We start from the raw sequence: 18138 nt of genomic DNA, 5'->3' as shown, positions 1-18138 counted from the left end.
AGCGGCCGCAGCACCTCGGCGACTTCACCCTCACGCCGCGGGTGCTGCTGATCACCTTGCTGGCGGCGCCGGTCGAGGCGGCCAGCGCCGTGGCCGCCTTCGTGTTGCTGCGGCTGATCGGCTTGATCACCAATCTGGTGTTCTACCAGCGTGTCGCCACTGGCCTGGTCGCGCCCGGCGCCGTGCACCACCCCGGCTGGCTGGTCGTCGTGGCGCCTGTCGGCGGCGGTCTGATCGTCGGGCTGATGGCCCGCTACGGCTCGGAGAAGATCCGCGGGCACGGCATGCCCGAGGCGATTGAGGCCATCCTCATCGGCGGCAGCCGGGTCGCGCCGCGTGTGGCCGTGCTCAAGCCGGTGTCCGCCGCGGTCAGCATCGGCACCGGCGGTCCGTTCGGCGCCGAGGGCCCGATCATCATGACCGGCGGCGCGGTGGGCTCGATCCTGGCGCAGGGCCTGAAGCTCTCCGCGGACGAACGCAAGACCCTGCTGGTGGCCGGCGCGGCCGGCGGCATGGCGGCGACCTTCAACGCGCCGCTCGCCTCGGTGCTGCTCGCGGTCGAGCTGCTGCTGTTCGAGTGGCGTCCGCGCAGCCTGATACCCGTCGGCACGGCCGTGTCCGTCTCCATCATCTGCCGCGGCTTCCTGCTCGGCACCGGCGCGATCTTCCCGGTCGCGCACGTCGTGCGACCGGGCGCGGGTGCGCAACTGCTCTCGCTCATCCCCGGGCTCACCGGCGGGCTGCTCGCCGTCGGCGCCACCGGACTCGTGTACCTGGCCGAGGACGCCTTCTCCCGGCTGCGATTTCACTGGATGTGGTGGCCTGCGATCGGCGGTCTGATCATCGGAATCGGTGGTCTGATCGAGCCACGCGCCCTGGGCGTCGGCTACGACGTCATCGACCAGCTGCTCACCGGGCAGGCCGGGCTCTCGCTGGTCCTCGGCATCCTCTTCGTCAAGACCCTGATCTGGTCGCTCTCGCTGGGTTCGGGGACCTCGGGCGGGGTACTCGCGCCGGTGTTCATGATCGGCGGAGCGCTCGGTGCGCTGGAGGGCACGGTGTTGCCGCAGGTCTTCCCGGGGTTCTGGGCGATGGCGGGACTGGCCGCCGTGGTCGGCGGCGTCATGCGCTCCCCGCTCACCGGGGTGGTCTTCACGCTGGAGCTCACCCGCGCCTGGCCCGACCTGCCGGCCCTGCTGATCGCCTCGGTCAGCGCCTACGCCCTCTCCGCGCTGCTGCTCAAGCGCTCGGTGCTCACCGAGAAGATCGCCCGGCGCGGCCTGCACCTGACCCGCGAGTACACCACCGACCCGCTGGAGGCGCTGTTCGCGCACGAGGTCATGACCCGCAATCCCGGGGAGCAGACCGCGGATCTGACCCTGCCGCACGAACCCACGGCGGTTCGCGACGGCGTGGTTCTGCGCGACGGCTTCGGGTCGCAGGGCTCGAACAGCCACCACGCGCCGAACGTGCACGGCCGCCCGGCGCTGACCGGCCGAGCCGTGGTCTACACCGACCACACGCTGCGCGAGGTCGCCAACATCCTGGCGCACCACAACGTCACCAAGGCGCTGGTGGTCCACCGCGCCGCGCCGCACCGCCTGGCCGGGCTGATCACCCTCGATCAGCTGCTGCACGCCCGGCGGCGCGACCTGCACGAGGAAATGCACCGCGAGCGCCTGCTGCCCGCCCGGCGAGCCGTGAAGGGCAGGCGGCCGCCCGCCGGTCCGCCGTCCGCCGCCGTCCCGGTCGGCGCGGACAGCGGCTCCGACTGACCACCGACCCCGCACCACCGAAAAGCACCCGAGGAAGCCATGAACACCGCAGGCAGTGAGACCAAAGAGCGCAACGGCGCCGCAGACCCGAGCCCGAGCCTGCTGGCCGATCTCGACTGGTGCCTGGCCCAGGCGGCCGACGAGCAGCGCGGGGCGCTGTGGCGCCTGGCCGAGGCGGGGCGCCAGCTCGACGCCAACCTGGTCCGGCTCCCCCCGGGAACCACCGTCGAGGCGCACACCGAGCGCGACGTGGACGTGCTGCTGCTCCCGATCGCCGGCAACGGCATCCTGCGCTCCGGCGAGGAGTCGATCGCGCTCGCCACGCACGCGCTGACCTGGCTGCCGCGCGGATCGCGCCGCTCGATCATCGCGGGCCCGGGCGGCCTGGCGTAACCTGACCGTGCATCGCGCCCGCACCGGCCTGCGCATCCAGCTGCCGACAGACCCGGCGGCGCTGGCCCGGTTGGAAGCGCGCGAGGAAGCGGCGGCGGACGAGGGCGGGGAGGCCGCCTGTCTGCTGCCGCGGCTCTGCCCGCTCACTGATCAAAACCCGAACACAGCGAGAGGAGGAGCGGGCCCCGACGCATGACCGCCCCGGCCATCGCCGCCCCCGCGCCCGGCCATGACACTCGAGATCAAGGCTGAGGAAGGCCGCGAACGCTACACCGCGTACCTGGACGGCCGGCCTGTGGGGTCGGCGCAATGGATCCTGGTGCGGGACACCGTGCTGGTGCCCTACGTCCGGGTCGCGCCGGAGGACCACGACAAGGGCATCGGCTCGCTGCTGATGCGCCACATCTTCGACGACGCCCGCGCCCACGACCGCACGGTGCTGGCGCTGTGCCCCTTCGCCCGGCGCTGGACCCAGCTGCACCCCGCGTACCGGGACATCGCCCGCGAACCGCGCTGGGGTGAGCGCACCGCGATCCGCGCGCTGCTGCAGGCCGCGCGCACTCGACGCCAACTGGACGGCTTCCTGGGCTCTTCGGCGCTCCGGAACGATTCGAACCTGCCGTCACGGGTTAGTGCGGCTGGAGTGAGCCGGGGAGGGTCGGTATAGGGCGCAGCGCGGCGGCTGAACGAAGGAAGAAGGCGCACCAATGAGGCACGAGACCGATCCCGAAGAGACCAGCTTTGGCGAGCCCGCGGCCGGCGCCGCGCGGCCCGGAGACGAGATGGGGCCGCGTGGCGGGACCGTGGACGATCAGACCATGGACCCGGAAGCGCTGGACGCGCCGGGACGGGTCGCCCCGGACGACACCAGCGCCATCCCGTCGGACACGCAGCCGGTAGCCGAGGACGCGGGGGCGCGGACCCTGCGCCCCGGCCAGGCCAGCGACCAGTCCGCGGCGCCGATCCCCGACGTCATGGGCGGGCGCGACAACGTGGCGCCCGACCCGATGGGCGCCCCGATACCGGAGACCGACGAGACGCTCGGCGACCGGACCGAGGCAGACCGGCGTTAGTCACCTCTCGTGCCCGAGCTGCTGGGCCCTAGTGCAGCCCCAGCAGCTCGGGCACGGTCGCGAGCCCGTAACCGCGCTCCAGGCAGCCCTCGATGATGGCCGGCAGCGCCTGCACCGTCTGCGAGCGGTCGCCGCCGCTGTCGTGCATCAGCACGATCGAGCCCGGCTGGATCTCCTTGAGCGTCTTGTCCGCGATCGCCTCGGCGCCCGGCCGGGCCCAGTCCGCGCAGTCCACGTCCCAGAGCACGATCCGCTCCTCGAAGCCGAGCCCGGTCCACTTCTCCAGCACCTCGGCGGTCAGCGAACCGTACGGCGGACGCGCCATCGACGGCCGCGTGCCGACCGCGCTCGCGATCGCCTCGCTCGTACGGTCGATCTGCTCGCGCAGCCCGGCGGCCGACAGATCCGGCAGATACGGGTGCGACCACGTGTGATTGCCGACCGCGTGGCCCGCGTCGGCGGCCTTGGCCAGGAGATCTCCGAATCCTGACGCACTCAGGCCGATCGGGAAGAAGGTCGCCTGGGCCTGGTAACGCGCCAGGATCTCAAGGATCTGGTTCGTGAACACCGGGTGCGGTCCGTCGTCGAAGCTGAGTGCGACGGCCGGGCGCTCGCGCGGACCGTGTTTGACGCAGCCGGCCTCCCGGCCGCGCGCTTCCAGTTCCGTGCCCGGCGGGGCGAAGGTGGCCGCCGGCGGCAGGTACCGTCCGGTGAGGCTGCCGTCCTCGGTGGTCAGCTTCGAGAGCGAGTCGAGTTGCCCGGCGGCGACCCGCGCCAGCGCGAGCGCGGGGACCGAGCCGAAATCCGGGCGCGGCCCAACGAGGTCAGGGCTCGAAGACGCGCGGGCCTCGTCGAGCAGTGCCGGATCAGCGCGGTACACGTCGAGCCCGGCGGCGAGCAGGAATCCGTCAACCGCGCCGTTCGTGCTCTCGACCACGATTCCGAGCGGTCCGGATGCCCGCGCGATCCGGGTCAGGAACGCGACCAGGTCCGGCAGTTCGCCGCCGCCGAACCGGCGCGCCGGGACGCGCGGGTCCGGCTGCCCGGCCTGGTCCGAGAACCCGACCTCGTAGCCCTCGGCCGACCACGCGACCCCAGCGAACAGCATGCGTCACTCCTCGTCGTCGAACCGGTTGCAGTCTTGCGGTCCGGGCTGCGGATCGCCAGTGTCCAGGCGCGAGTGTCGGGTCCGCGCGGTGTGCTTCGTTCCTCGTCCCTTGTTCCTCGTTCCCTAGACCCGCCGCTGGACGTGAAGCAGGTACTCCTTGCGGTCCAGCGGATTGTGATCGGATCTCGGCCGCCGCGGGATCTCGCCGCGCACCTCCTCGTAGTGGTCGAATTCGTACTCCAGGACCCCCTCCCCGCCGGTCAGGCCGGGCAGCTGCCGCTCCAGCGCGCTCACCCGCGCGGCCGGGACCTCGCCCTCGACCACGCACGCGGAACCGTGCAGCCGCGAGGTCTGCGGTACGGCGCGCAGCGCCGTGAGGATCGGCAGGATCGGGCCGAGCGAGTCCGCCGGCAGGTCGAGCCGGAAGCGATGTACGGGTTCGTACACCTTGGTTCCGGCCCCGCGCAGCGCCTCGATCACGACCAGCGGGGTCACGCCTCGGAAGTCCGCGCCGGTGCTCGACATCGACTTGTCGAAGCGCTGGTGCGCGTGGCTCTGCCTCGGCCAGTAGCCCGAGTGCGTCATGGTCACGACGCAGTCGGTGACCTGCCAGCCGTGCAGGCCTTGGCGCAGCGTCTCGTGCACGGTGTCCTCGACCGCCTTGAAGAACGCGTACGGCATCGAACCCAGCTCGACGCCGAGCCGAAACTGCACGCCGCTGCCGATCGCGCCGGGCTCGACGCGCAGGCCGACCGTGGCGAGGAACGGATTGTCGCCCTTCTTGATCGCTTCGAGCGCCGCGCCGGTGCCGGCCGGGCGCTCGATGTGAATGGTCGTACTCTCCCGGAAGCCGACTTCGAGTCCGTACTCCTCGGCCAGCGTCGCCTCGATGACCTCCTTCTGCACCTCGCCGTAGAGCGAGAGGTACAGCTCCTGCCGCACGTCGTCCTGCCGCAGGTCGATCAGCGGGTCCTGCTCGGCGAGCTGGGCCAGGGCCGCGTGCAGGGCGCCCTTCTCGGCGCGTCGGCTCGGTACGACCACGGTCTCCAGGGTCGGCGGGGAGAAGTGATGCGCACGCCTCGGCGTGTCCGGTTCGCCCACCACGTCGCCGATCCGGACGTCGGCCAGGCCCCAGACCTTGCCGATGTGCCCGGCGGTCACCGCCTCGCGACGCACATCCGCGCCGCGCTCGAACACGCTGATCGCGGTGACCTTGCCCTCGTGCCGCGTTCCGGCGCGATGCAGGGTCAGCCGGTCGCGGGTGTGCACGGCTCCGGAGAACATCCGCAGATACGCGATCTTCTCGCCGGCCGGGCCGCGCTCGACCTTGAAGACGGTGCCGCGGGCCGGATCGGCCGGCGCGTCCTGCGGTTCGGCGGCGTCGGCCGTCTGGTACGCATGCTCCGCCGTCGTGGGAAGCAGCTCCCTGATTCCATCCGTCAGCTCCGCGACGCCCGCGCCGGTGATCGCGGACCCGAAGAAGACCGGATGCGCGAGAGACCTGCCGGTCAGCTCCGCGAGCCCGAGGCGCAGCCGCTTGGGCGAGGCCGCGTGCTCGTCCTCCAGGTAGTCGGCGAGAAAGGCGTCATCGTGGTCTGCGAGCACGTCGATCGCCGCCGAGGCGAAGCCGGCGTCGTGCGCGGCGAAGGGTGTGAAGGCGGCCTCGGCCGTGCCCGCCTTGTGTACCGCGCCCATCGGCACGATCGCGCGGGTCAGCTTCTCCCGGATGCCGCGCAGCGTCCGCTCGCGGTCCGCGCCGCGGCGGTCGATCTTGTTGACGAAGATCAGCGTCGGGATGTCCAGCCGCCGCAATGCCCGCATCAGCACCCTGGTCTGTGCCTGCACGCCCTCGACCGCCGAGATGACGAGCACCGCGCCGTCGAGCACGCCGAGTACCCGCTCCACCTCGGCGATGAAATCAGGGTGGCCGGGAGTGTCTATCAGGTTGACGGTGACGCCGCCGAGGTCGAAGGAGACCACGGCGGACTTGATGGTGATGCCGCGCCGCCGCTCGAGCTCGAGCGTGTCGGTGCGGGTGTTGCCGTCGTCGACGCTGCCCGGCTGGTCGATGACTCCGGCGGCGTGCAGCAGCCGCTCGGTCAGGCTGGTCTTACCGGCGTCGACATGCGCCAGAATCCCGAGGTTCAACGTACTCACGAAGCGTCATGTCCTTGACGTAGAAGGAGGAGCTCTTCCGGGGGGACATGGACGCAGCGCGCATGCGCGTTTTCTCCTGGTCTCGGGAATACTTTCGCGGCGATTACAGCAATCCGGCGCGGACCGGGGCAAATGATTTACCGGGCGCCGGAAGCGTTTGCGGCCTGAAAACGCAATGAAACATCGGACCATTCATTGACCGGCTATCCGCACTGGTGTAGACCTCTGAGTCGAGTGCCCTGGCTTACCCACCACACGGTGCGCGGTCCGACTGCCGCCCCTGCCGCCGCCTCGGAGGCATCCCATGATTCGCCGACCATCTCGTTTCCGGCTCCGCCTCACCGCGACCCTCGCGGCCGCGCTCAGCGGCGTGCTGGGAGTGGGCCTCGCCGCCGGGACGAGCTCCGCCGCCACGGTTCGAGCGCAATCTGCCGCTGCGGCCGGCGTTCCTGCCGCGCCCGCCGCGGCAGCTGGGGCCGCCGCGCCGACTGACCTGTCCCGCGCCGTGATCGACTCGACGATGAAGCGCGTCCCCGACCCGACCAAGCTGGGCGGCTGGGGCTACCAGGTCGGCCTCTTCCTCTACGGGACAGACCTCGTATATCAGCGGACGCACGACGCCAAGTACCTGAACTACATCAAGGGCTGGGTCGACCACTTCGTCAGCTCGTCCGGGCATCTGTCCAACAGCTTCAACAACCTCGACAGCATGCAGGCGGGCAACCTGCTCATCCTGCTGAACCAGCAGACCGGCCAGGCCAAGTACGCCACCGCGGCCGCGCAGATCCGCACGCGGCTGAACACCTACCCGCGCACGCCGGACGGCGGCTTCTGGCACGCGACCTCCAAGACCAACCAGCTGTGGCTGGACGGGACGTACATGGTCGTGCCCTTCCTGTTGCGCTACGGCGCCGCTTACAACGACGCCGCATACGCCGACGCCGAGGCCGGCAAGCAGATCACGGTCTACGGCAGCCACCTGGAAAGCCCGACCGGCCTGCTCTACCACGCCTACTCGCTCGACCCGATCAGCTGGGCAGACCCGGCCACGCACCACTCCTCACAGTTCTGGTGCCGCGCGATCGGCTGGTACGGTATGGCCTCGCTCGCCACGCTCGACGCGCTGCCGAAGAGCGACCCGCACCGGGCGACCATCCTGAGCACCGTGCAGAAGCTGGTTTCGGCGATCGGCACATATCAGGACCCGGCGACAGGACGCTGGTTCCAGGTCGTGGACAAGGGCGGCCTGTCCTCGGACTGGACCGAGACCTCGTGCTCCGCGATGTACACGTTCATCGTCGCCAAGTCGGTGGCGCTCGGCTATGTGCCCACAGCGGACCAGTCGATCGCGACGAAGGGATACCAGGGCGTGCTGGCTGAGGTCTCCACCGACTCCGCTGGGGCGACGCACATCAAGAACATCTGCATCGGAACGAACGTCGGCGACCTGTCCTACTACCTGGGCCGGCCGCGGGCGACCGACGACTTCCACGGTCTCGGCGCGTTCCTGATCATGAATGAATGGATGCAGGGCAACCGAGCCGGCTGAGTCGGGAAGGGATCAGCCGGCGAGCGGGGATCGGCGAGCGCGCGCCGATCCGGACCGCAGCCCGGGTCCGCCGCCGTTGAGGGTCGGCGGCGGACCCGGGCCGGTCTCGCTGACGGACCCGGCCCGCGGCCGCACGCACGCGGCGTGCCCGGCGTTGCGATCAGGACCCGTATAGGTCGCCGTTCGCACCATTCCCCTGCCCTGTCTACCGCCGGTCACCGACCGGCCATCCGCTTCGGTGCGGCGCCCACCGAAATTCCACGGCACCTCTCCTTTCTCCTCTCGCGCACTTGGAGGCAACTTCCGTGAACATCTCAGGCTGGAGAAAACCCGCCTCGGCCGCCCTCGTGACCGCGGCGCTGGCCGGCGGCGCCTTGGCCGCCACCGGGCGGAGCGCCATCGCCGCGGCCGGGTCCTCCGACTGGACCCAGTACCAGGCCGACAGCGGCGGCGCCGGATTCAACTCGGGCGAATCCGCGCTCACCACCGGCAACGCCGGCTCGCTCGCCGTGAGCTGGACCGCGCACGGCGGCCGGTCCGCCAGCGCGCAGCCGCTGGTCGTCGGCGGCGTCGTGTACTGGGGCTCCTGGGACGGCAACCTGCATGCCACGTCGCTGGCCAACGGCTCCAGCCTGTGGACGCGGGCGTTGGGCGCGACCACGTGCGGCAAGTGCAACCCGAAGGTCGCCGGCATGGCCTCGACCCCGGCGTACGGCACGATCGGCTCCACCCCGGTGCTGTGGGTCTTCGACGGCGGCAACGACGCGACCGGCGGCGGGCACGTCTCGGCGTTCGCCGTCAACGCGTCCACCGGCGCGATCATCTGGCGCACCAACATCGTCGCGGTCGGCGGGGACGCCTTCGCGTGGAGCTCGGTGAAGGTCTTCGGCGGCAGCGTGTTCGTCTCGACCTCGTCGCAGGCCGACCAGCCGGTGATCGCAGCGCACGTATACAAGCTCAACGCGACGACCGGGGCGTTGCAGGCGAACATCAACGTCGGCGGCGGCGTGTTCGGCACGCCGAGCGTCGATACGGCCACCGGCGACATGTACGTGCCCGTAGGCGGTCCGAGCGGCGGAGGCAAGAGCTACGCGTTCTCGCTGCTGGAGCTGCGCACCTCGAACCTGTCCGTGGTCGCGCACTGGACCGTGCCCAAGGCGCAGCTGCTGTCCGACGGCGATTTCGGCTCGGTGCCGACCCTGTTCACCGCGACGGTCAACGGAGCGACGCGGCAGATGGTCGGGCTCGGCAACAAGAACGGCATCTTCTATGCCTGGGACCGCGCGAACATCGCCGCCGGGCCGGTCTGGCAGCGTCAGGTGGCGGCGAGCGGCGACGACCCGCAGGGCGGTCAGGGCACGCTCTCGCCCGCGGTCTGGGACGGCTCCACGCTGTACGTCGCCGGCGGCACGACCACCATCGGCGGCAAGAGCTGCGCCGGCGGAGTGCGGGCCCTGAACCCGGCGACCGGCGCCTCCAAGTGGGAGTTCTGCGCCACGACCGGTCATGTGCTCGGCGCGTTGGCCGGCGCGCACGGCCTGCTCGCGGTGCCGGCGGGCCCCTCCGTGCTCGTGCTCGACGCGTCAACGGGCAAGCAGCTGTTCGCATACCGCAACCCTTCAGGCGCGCTGTACTGGGGCGGCCCGTCGATCGCGGAAGGGCATCTGCTCGCTCCCGGCATGGACGGCTCGCTCACGGCGCTCGCCCCGGCCGGCGGCAAGCACCACTGATCCGCGCCTGACGGCAGGACGAAGCGGGTCCTGCTCTCCGTGGAGAGCAGGACCCGCAGTATCTCCTGAGTTCGCAGAACTCTTACTCTCGCGGGGTGTGGGCTACTTCGTGGTGATGAAGGATCCGGGACTGTCCACGACCGGGGATTCGATGTAAAGGCTCTTGTACTCGTCGTGGATGCCCTTGTTGTGCACCTGGATCGCGAGCGGTCCGACCCGTCCCGCGGTCGGGTCCTTGAAGTCGAGCACCTCGGTCGCCTTGCAGGTCGCCGCGCCCGGGGCGAGCGGGCAGCAGGCCATCCGCGCGATCCCGGTCTTCTGGTCCGCGATGAGCTCGCACTGCGCCCAGTTGTTCACCGGGATCTTGGTGTGCGGCAGCTGGGTGAACTCGCCCTTCCCGCCGTTGTTGTGCCCGGGCCGGTAGTCCCAGTGCCCGCCGTTGGGCGGCTGGAACTGGATCGCGCTCAGCGCGTCGCGCAGCGGCGTCGTGGTGCCCCAGATCAGCACCGTGGGTGCGTGGTTGCCGCTGACCTGGCGCACGTCGAAGATCCAGCGGAACGTGCCGGCCTGCTGGACGTTGTAGTAGATCCAGCCGCGGGCCGTGCCGTTGCCGTGGATGGCGCCGTTGACCACGGACCATTCCCCGGCCGCGGCCTGGGTCCAGCCGGTGAGCGTCTTGCCGTCGAACATGGAGACCAGGTTCGGGTCCCCGTACGGGTTCGAAGCCGGCGGCTTGGCTTGCGCGGCCGGCGCGGGGACGGACGCGGGTGCGGGGGCCGCGACCGCGGTGGCGGCCGGGGCGGCCAGGGCGGCGGCGAAGGCCACGGCCGCGGTGGCCAGTGTGCGAAGTGGTCGGCGCATCGATACTCCTGTCTGTCTTATCTGTCTTATCTGTTTTGTCTTGTCCGTCTGTCCGGTGTCGGGCGGTACCAGAGGCGAGGCGTACACGCGCCCTCCGGGTGTTCTCGATCCGTCCGCACCCGGCGCGGCTCGGGTGCGGACGGTGCTCGCGTCGGCCCGACGGCTGGTCGGCCTTACGACTGCGGAGTGATCCGCAGCAACCGCACCGCTCCGGCACCGAGATGCACGCTGTAGGTGCCGCTCACCGTGCCGATCGAGGCGCCGCTCCACAGGTCCACGGCCGTGCCCTTGCCGCTCAGGCCGGCGGAAGCGAGGCTGACGCTGACGCTCTGGCTCGCGGTGCCGCTGTAGTTGAACAGCGCGACGATGACGTCGCCGTTCTTCTCAGTCTTCGCATAGACCTGCTGATTGCTGTTGCTGACGATGCGGCGCGCGTCGATCGCGTCCTGGTCCACGGCCAGCACGCGGGTGTTCTTCAGGAAACCGAGATCGGTCGCGTCGAGGTGGGTCAGGTCGGTGCCCAGGATCAGCGGTGAGGAAGCCATCGCCCACAGGCTCAGCTGCGATTGGCGTTCGGCCGCCGTCAGTCCGTCGTTCGCGCCGTTGCCGACCTCGATCGAGTCGTAGTCGTTGAATGCGCCGGGGCCGCCGTACGGCTGCCAGTTCGCGACCTGGGCGAATCGGGACTGCACGCTGTTCCAGCTGGTCAGCGGGTAGCTGCTGCCGCCGCTTTCGCAGTGGTAGCACTCGATGTCGCCGCCGGTGCGCCAGCCGTTCGAGTACTGCTTCCAGGTGGCCGCGGCGGAGATGGCCAGGTTGTTGGACAGCTCCAGGTGGATCGGCCGACCGGTCTGCCGCAGCGCCGCAGACCACGCCTTGACGTCGGCGATGTCGCTCGTGCCGACGCCGTCGATCTTGACGTAGTCCACGCCCCAGGAGGCGAACTCATCCGCCCACGAGTTGATGAACTCTTGTGCGCCGGGCTTGGTGTAGTCGATCCCTACCATGCCCTTGCAGTTGTAGTTCTTCTCGCCGGTCGTGGTCGCGATGTCGTCGATGCGGTACGTGGTGCCCAGGATGTGGCTGTTCGCCACCACGGCCTGATGCGAAACGCCAGGAGTGACGTAGAGGCCGAACTTGAGCCCGTCGGCGTGCACGTGGTTGGCGACGACCTGGATGCCGTTGGTCGAGCCGCTGGGCGGGAACTTCGTGGCGTCGGTGACCCAGCGGCCGTTCGCGTCCACGTTCGGGCCCTGATTGCCGGGACACTGGTACCAGAAGTCGTCGACATTGACGTACTGGTACCCCACCGACGCCAGGCCGCTGCTCTTCATCGCATCCGCCTGGGCGTCGATCTTCGCGGCGGTCGGATCGTGCCGGATGAAGCTCCAGCTGCTCCAGCCCAGCGCGGGCGTGGCACCCACGCCGTTGCTCTCCGCTTGGGCGCTGGTCGCGTTCAGGGCGCCGAACGCGAAGGCGGCTGCGGACGCGGTGAGCGCCAGGGCCACCAGGGTGGTGGTCTTTCCGGATCGCGTGCGCACGCGATCTCCTTCCGGGTTTTTCGCGCGAGGACATGCCTCGGCCGCGGGCGGGGGAGCGGAACGTTGTGGCCGGGACGAGGGACACGGACGGCCGGGGCGCTCGCGATGCGGTGACTTCGCGGACGCCCCGGCCGGCTGCTGCGTGCTTCGCCGCGGACGCCGGTCAGCGGGCCGGCTGCCAGTTCAGGATCGACTTGAAGCCGGATTCGAGCCCTGCGTTGTCCGTGATGCTCGCCGGGATCTGGCTCGCGCTGGTGATGTTGGTGTTGTTCTTGATCAGCACGGCCTTCGCGTTGTAGTCCGCCGGGCCGTTGGTCCAGTAGTTGCCCTCGATGTCCAGCGGGTCGTAGGTGCCGTTGTTCAGCGTGTAGTTGGTGTGCTTGCTGCCCCAGACGGTCGCGGCGATGTTGTACTCGCCGTTGCCGGTGATCGTGATGTAGCTCGACCCGTTGTCTGTGTACAGGCCGTGTCCGGCGGTGGCGATCTGGTCGTGCACCAGCGTCCCGGTGATGTGCTCGCCGTTGGCCAGCGAGCTGCCGGTGATGCCGTTGGTGTAGATCGCGCCGCCGTCGGCGAGCACTGACATGTGGTTGTAGATCAGGTTGTCCGAGAACAGGTTGTGGTTGGAGTAGTTCGGCTCGGCCGGCAGCTTCACCTTGTCCGGCCAGCCGCCCCAGCCCACCGAGATCCCGGTGTACGGCAGGTGGTCGAGCTGGTTGTGCGCGACCGTGGTCGTCTCGGCGTAGCCGATGTCGATCGCGACGCCGCCGTGGTACTCCACCGAGGTGTTGTAGAAGTGGTTGTCCGCGATGGCGTTGCCGCTGGTGTGCTGCGCCGCGTTGGCCGGCTCGGTGATGTCCACGCCCGCCAGGTCCAGGCCGTTGCCCGAGATGTCGGTGAATACGGACCCTTCGACCGTGTCGTTCTGCGAGCCGTCGCCCAGGTCGAGCCCGGCCGCGCCGAGGTGCACGAAGTAGTCGTGGTCGAAGGTGACGTCGTGGTCGTAGGCCAGCGAGACGTTGCCGGGCATCTTGGTCCAGTTGCCGTATGGGCAGGTGCCGCCGGACACGAAGGTGCACAGGCCCTGCGTCGCATAGCCGTGCGTGCCGGTGATCGTGTACGTAGCCTGAATCTCCGAGAAGCCCTCGGGGCCGCTGGTCTGGGTGTCGGTCGCGTACGAGAACTGGATCCCGCGGAAGACCAGGTTGTGTACGGGTGAACTGGCTGTTCCGATTGCCGAGATCAGCGTCGGCAGCGCGGCCGCTTCGACGTCCTCGCCGCCGATCGTCTCGCCGCTGCGCGGAATGTAGTAGATCCGGTGCGCGGACGGGTCGAGGTACCAGTGCCCTGCGGTGAGCAGTTCGTAGGCATTCTCCACGGAGGTCGGCGACTCGGTGATCGACTTGCGGCCGACCAGCTCGTAGGTGCGGCCGGAGCCGTCGGTCCGCATCACCCGCTGGGTCGAGTTGTTCCAGCAGGGCTGCGCCATCGTGATGGTCGTCGAGCTGATCGAGGAGACCGGGCAGCGCGGTTCGGTCCACGCGCCCAGGCCGCCGCGGTACACGAATTCGATAGCTGACGGATTGCGCCACTTCGCCATCGGGTCGCCGGACGAGGTGGTGTAGCCGGTCGAGGTCTGCTTCACCGACACTGGCAGGCTGCCGCTGGCCCGCGGCACGCGCGTGCCGTTGATGTACAGCTGCCGCGTGTTGAGGGAGGAGGAGACCGGCGCGGACCAGATGTTCTTGGTCGGGTCGGTCTGCTGCCAGCCGGTGACCTGCACGCCGCCGCTGACGACCGGGGACGCCCCGGCTTCGGCCTGCCAGGTGACGTCGGCGCCCGAGCTGCCGGAGTCGGCCGCGGTGAACGTCAGCGGGCTGCTGAGTCGGAAGTCACCGCCGGCCAGGTTGACCGTGATCGGACCGGAACCGGCCGCCAGCGCTGAGCGCACGGCCGACTGCGCGTGAGCGAGCGTGCCGAACGGACTCGACGCGCTGGTGCCCGAATTGCTGTCGCTGCCCGTGGGGGAGACGTAGAAGCTGACGGGGCTCGCGGCCGCGGCTCCGTGCGCGGCCAGCCCCGTGAGCGCCGTGGAGACGCCGACCGCCGCGGCGGCCAGCCAGGTACTTCTTCTGCTGATCATGGCCGATCCCTTCACTTCGCGGTGGTCGGATGAATGCGCAGCAGCACCGTGCCGTGCGAGGGAACGCTCTCAGTCCACGACGAACCAGTCGTATTCGTGGTCTTATGCGCCCACAGGTCCCGCAGCGCGTAGCTCGCGGCGCCGCCGACTCCGACGGCGCCGGCCGTGGTGGAAATGGACGCGGTCGCACCGGTCTCGTTGAAGAACGCCACCGCGACGTCGCCGTTCGCCAGCTTCTTGGCCAGCACCCGCAGCCCGCTCTTGTCGCTGACCTGCACGCCCTGCTTGCCGAGGGAGTCCTGGTCGACCGCGATGACCTCCGCGTTGCCGAGGATGTCAAGGGTCTGCGTCGTCGCGGAGGCGAGCTTGGTGCCGATCAGCAGCGGTGCGGCCATCTCGGACCACATGCTGAACTGGGTGCGCTGCTCGGTCGCGGTCAGCCCGGCGTTGCCGACCTCCAGCATGTCCGGGTCGTTCCACGCGCCGGGCCCGGCGTACTGGGCCAGTGGGATGTTCTTGTCGATGATCGAATCCAGCCGGGTCCAGTTCGTGTGCACGTCGCTGGTGGTCCGCCACAGGTTGCCCACCTGCGGCGACCAGTCCTCGGTGTTGATCCCGTTGTCGCCCTTCTGGCAGATGCTGAACACGATCGCCTGCCCCGTCTGCTTCTGGGCGGCGGCCAGGCCGTCGCGCATCGCGGTGTAGCGCTGGATCGTGGCGGCGCGGGTGTCCTGTCCGGAGGCCTGGTTGCAGTTGTCGTCCTTGAGGTAGTCCACGCCCCACTTCGCGAATTGGAGCGCGTCCTGAGCCTCGTGCTGGAACGAGCCGGGGAAGCCGTGCGAGCTGCACGTCTTGAGACCGGAGTCGTTGTAGAGCCCGAGCTTGAGGCCAAGGGAGTGCACGTAGGCCGCGGTGCCCGAGATGCCGTCAGGGAACTTCTTCGGGTCGGGGACCAGGTTGCCGTGCGAGTCGCGGCTCGACAGCGCCCAGCAGTCATCGATGTTGACGTACTGATAGCCGTGCTGCTGCAGGGTGCCGCCGTCAGACAGCTTGTGGGTGTGGAAGAAGTCCGCGGTCTGCTTGATGAACGCCTCGCTGGTGCCGCAACCGACCGCGTTCCAATCGTTGAAGCCCATCGGCGGGGTCAGCGCCAGGCCGTTGGCCAGCGCCTCGGCGGGGGTCTGCGCGACGGCCGCCGCGGTGACGGCGCCGGCGGCCAGCGCGAAGGCCGTCAGCACCCTGATCGGCCGCTTCACTTCGTCACCGTCTTGCCGTTGATGGTGACGTTGCTGAACGAGACGCCGGTGACGTTGCTCATCACGTCCGCGCCGTGCGCGATGTTGGTGAAGGTGCAGTGTGATGCGGTCACACCGTGCACCGGGTCGCCGCTCAGGCCGGTGACGTCGAAGGCGTACGGCGCCTTGTCGCACGTCGAGTTGGTGACCGAGAAGCCGCCGAAGTCGGGGTTGTTCGAGCCGTGCTGCCCGTTGTAGGTCATCGTGACGAAGGCGAACGCGCCCTTCTGGTTCCCCGCGGTGATGCTGTCGAGGTTGATGTTGGTCGCGAAGCCGCCGCGCTGCGTATTCGACTTCACATACAGTGCGTACCGGGTCGGGTTCGCCACGATCTTGTACGCGTACACGTTGCGGATGCCGCCGGTCAGCTCGCTGCCGCAGCTCACCGCGCCCCACGGGCCGCTCATGTGGCAGCCGACGATGACGATGTTCTGCGACGGGGTGTTGATCCTGCGGCCGTCGGCGTCCCGGCCGGACTTGATCGCGATGTTGTCGTCTCCGGCGCCCAGCGTGCAGTTCTGAATCACCACGTGGTCGCAGCACTCCGGGTCGCAGCCGTCGGTGTTCGAGTTGGTCGCCGAGGTGGTGACCGAGTCGACCGTCACGTTCGTGCACAGCGTCGGGTGCAGCTGCCAGAAGCGCGAGTTGTGCAGCGTCACGCCCTGGATCAGCACCGTGTCGCAGGAGTAGGGCTCGACAAAGGTCGAGCGCATCTGGTGGCCGGAGCCGGGCACGACGCGCTGGTTGGCGGGCACGCCCTTGGCGACCAGCGTCTCCAGGTACGCGCGGTCGGAACCCTGGTTCCACGAGGACGTGCCGGAGGCGTCGAGGGTGCCCGAGCCGGTCAGCGCGATGTTCGAGGCGCCGTGCGCGTAGATCATCGGTGAGCGGTTCATGCACTCGATGCCCTCGTAGCGGGTCAGCACGAGCGGGTACTTGCTCGCGTCGCCGCTGAACTTGAGCGTCGCACCGCTGGCCAGGTGCAGATCCACGTTGCTGAGCAAGTGGATCGCACCGGTCACGTACGTCCCCGCCGGCACCGTGACATGCCCGCCGCCCGCGGCGTTGCACGCGGCGATGGCCTTGGCGAACGCGGCGGTGTTGTCGGTCTTGCCGTCGGCGACGGCGCCGTACGAGGCGACCGGGAAGGTGGCGGACGGGAAGGCGGGCAGCTTCGTGTCCGCCACGATGGTGTTGGCCGCCGGCCAGGGCAGCACCGGGATCGCCGAGGTGCGCACCCGCGTGACGGAGCCCGCCAGCAGCCGCCGGGGAGCCGGCGCCGCCTGCGCGCCGGTCGCGTCGAGCAGGGGGACGGCGGCCGCGGCGCCGAGCACGGCCGCTCCGGCGGCCAGCAGGCCACGGCGACTGACGGCCGGCCTGGCGACGTCGTCGCGGCGGTCGGGGGTACTGCTCATGAAGTCCTCCGGGAGGGCTTGGGAAAGAAGAGTGGACCGACCGGGAGCGGCGGCGCCGACCTGCTCCAGGGGCGTGCTGGGGGCGGTGAGGCCGTGTCGAAGGACCCTGCTGTGGCGTTACGGGCGGATTTCGGCACTCGGATGAGAGGTCTACACCTCTGCCCGCAGCGGGTCAACGATTCATCGGATGTTTCAGTCCGTTACAACAGCTGCCTAGTCAGAGACCTTTACGCCGCAGCTCAGAGCGACAATCGGCATTTGCGGTCCGGCCTGGTGAATCAACACTCTTTGACGTCATCCGGCCGCGGGGATACACCAACCCGGCATGACAGCAAACCTTTTCACCGGCGCGTCCGTCCACCGAGGGGAATGAACAAAAACCGTGAAACGCACACTCATCGCGCTTTCCGCGGCCGGCGGGCTGCTCGCCGCCTCGGCCACCACGGCGCTCGCCGTCGGACACCCGGCCGCAGCCCAGGTCTTCAACGTCAAGTCCTACGGCGCCACCGGCAACGGCTCGACCATCGACACCGCGGCCATCAACAAGGCCATCGCCGCGGCGAGCGCCGCGAGCGGCGGCGGGACCGTCGAGTTCCCTGCGGGCAAGTACAAGTCGGTGTCCATCCACCTGCGCAGCAACGTCGACCTCCAGCTGGACGCCGGCGCCACCATCACCGCGGCCTCCAGCGGCTTCGACGCCGCCGAGCCGAACTCCTTCTCGCAGTACCAGGACTTCGGCCACAGCCACTTCCACGACGCCCTGATCTGGGGCGAGAACCTGACCAACGTCGCGTTCACCGGCTCCGGCACGATCGACGGCGCGGGCAACCTCAAGACCGGCAGCATCAGCTCGGGCCAGGCCGACAAGGCGGTCTCGCTCGCGGTCGTCGACGGGCTGACCTTCTCCGGGATCACCATCAAGAACGGCGGCCACTTCGGCATCCTGCTCAACGGCGGCAACCACGTGACGGTCGACCACCTGACCATCTCCACCGCCTCCGACCGGGACGGCTTCAACGTCATCAACACGGCCAACTTCACGGTCACCAACAGCAACATCGCCTCCAGCGACGACGCGCTGGTGTTCAAGAGCGACTT

At 69.6% G+C, this 18138-nt stretch carries 14 protein-coding genes; 7 read left to right on the top strand and 7 right to left on the bottom strand.

Going from position 1 to position 18138, the window contains the following annotated elements:
* The 4 genes from VFB40_RS05480 to VFB40_RS05465 all read left to right on the top strand — a co-directional run.
* Positions 1-1775, top strand: a 1775-nt coding sequence (locus VFB40_RS05480; protein ID WP_324848188.1) for a chloride channel protein, incomplete at its 5' end; no start/stop codon positions are given.
* A 39-nt stretch (positions 1776-1814) separates the two neighbouring features.
* Positions 1815-2168: a cupin domain-containing protein gene (locus VFB40_RS05475; RefSeq protein ID WP_324848187.1), complete on the top strand. Its 354-nt coding sequence runs from the start codon at positions 1815-1817 to the stop codon at positions 2166-2168.
* Between the two features lie 229 nt (positions 2169-2397).
* Positions 2398-2835, top strand: coding sequence for a GNAT family N-acetyltransferase (locus VFB40_RS05470; RefSeq protein WP_324848186.1), 438 nt, complete (start codon positions 2398-2400; stop codon positions 2833-2835).
* A gap of 40 nt (positions 2836-2875) precedes the next feature.
* Positions 2876-3241 carry a hypothetical protein gene (locus VFB40_RS05465; RefSeq protein WP_324848185.1) on the top strand — a complete coding sequence of 122 codons (366 nt, stop codon included), beginning with the start codon at positions 2876-2878 and terminating at the stop codon, positions 3239-3241.
* 28 nt (positions 3242-3269) lie between these two features.
* On the opposite strand, the gene VFB40_RS05460 is transcribed toward VFB40_RS05465, so the two are convergent.
* Both VFB40_RS05460 and VFB40_RS05455 read right to left on the bottom strand, forming a co-directional pair.
* The gene (locus tag VFB40_RS05460; RefSeq protein WP_324848184.1) at positions 3270-4349 is read right to left on the bottom strand and encodes a polysaccharide deacetylase family protein; all 1080 of its coding nucleotides are present in this window, start codon (positions 4347-4349) and stop codon (positions 3270-3272) included.
* 123 nt (positions 4350-4472) lie between these two features.
* Positions 4473-6506 (bottom strand): GTP-binding protein, encoded by a 2034-nt coding sequence (locus VFB40_RS05455; protein ID WP_324848183.1) that lies wholly within the window; start codon positions 6504-6506, stop codon positions 4473-4475.
* Between the two features lie 304 nt (positions 6507-6810).
* Between VFB40_RS05455 and VFB40_RS05450 the strand changes: the two genes are divergently transcribed.
* Positions 6811-8055 (top strand): glycoside hydrolase family 88/105 protein, encoded by a 1245-nt coding sequence (locus VFB40_RS05450; RefSeq protein ID WP_324848182.1) that lies wholly within the window; start codon positions 6811-6813, stop codon positions 8053-8055.
* A 305-nt stretch (positions 8056-8360) separates the two neighbouring features.
* Positions 8361-9785: a BamB-related PQQ repeat family beta-propellar protein gene (locus tag VFB40_RS05445; protein WP_324848181.1), complete on the top strand. Its 1425-nt coding sequence runs from the start codon at positions 8361-8363 to the stop codon at positions 9783-9785.
* A gap of 102 nt (positions 9786-9887) precedes the next feature.
* Here the strand turns inward: VFB40_RS05445 and VFB40_RS05440 are convergent, their stop codons facing one another.
* From VFB40_RS05440 to VFB40_RS05420, 5 genes are all read right to left on the bottom strand, one after another.
* Positions 9888-10646, bottom strand: coding sequence for a 3-keto-alpha-glucoside-1,2-lyase-like domain-containing protein (locus tag VFB40_RS05440; protein WP_324848180.1), 759 nt, complete (start codon positions 10644-10646; stop codon positions 9888-9890).
* Between the two features lie 173 nt (positions 10647-10819).
* A complete protein-coding gene (locus VFB40_RS05435; protein ID WP_324848179.1) occupies positions 10820-12187 on the bottom strand; it encodes a glycoside hydrolase family 27 protein in 1368 nt (455 codons plus the stop codon).
* 163 nt (positions 12188-12350) lie between these two features.
* Positions 12351-14330 carry a right-handed parallel beta-helix repeat-containing protein gene (locus tag VFB40_RS05430; RefSeq protein WP_324848178.1) on the bottom strand — a complete coding sequence of 660 codons (1980 nt, stop codon included), beginning with the start codon at positions 14328-14330 and terminating at the stop codon, positions 12351-12353.
* 11 nt (positions 14331-14341) lie between these two features.
* Entirely contained in the window at positions 14342-15586 is a 1245-nt protein-coding gene (locus tag VFB40_RS05425) for a glycoside hydrolase family 27 protein (protein WP_324848177.1), read from the bottom strand.
* Positions 15583-17040, bottom strand: coding sequence for a glycoside hydrolase family 28 protein (locus VFB40_RS05420; RefSeq protein ID WP_324848176.1), 1458 nt, complete (start codon positions 17038-17040; stop codon positions 15583-15585). The genes VFB40_RS05425 and VFB40_RS05420 overlap by 4 nt, the downstream gene beginning before the upstream one ends.
* 382 nt (positions 17041-17422) lie before the next feature.
* On the opposite strand from VFB40_RS05420, the gene VFB40_RS05415 reads away from it, so the two are divergent.
* Positions 17423-18138: glycosyl hydrolase family 28-related protein (locus tag VFB40_RS05415; RefSeq protein WP_324848175.1), on the top strand; the 716-nt coding region annotated here is incomplete at its 3' end.

This window comes from Actinocrinis sp., assembly GCF_035650855.1.
Taxonomy (GTDB): domain Bacteria; phylum Actinomycetota; class Actinomycetes; order Streptomycetales; family Catenulisporaceae; genus Actinocrinis.
This window is presented reverse-complemented; position numbering and strand designations above follow the sequence as displayed.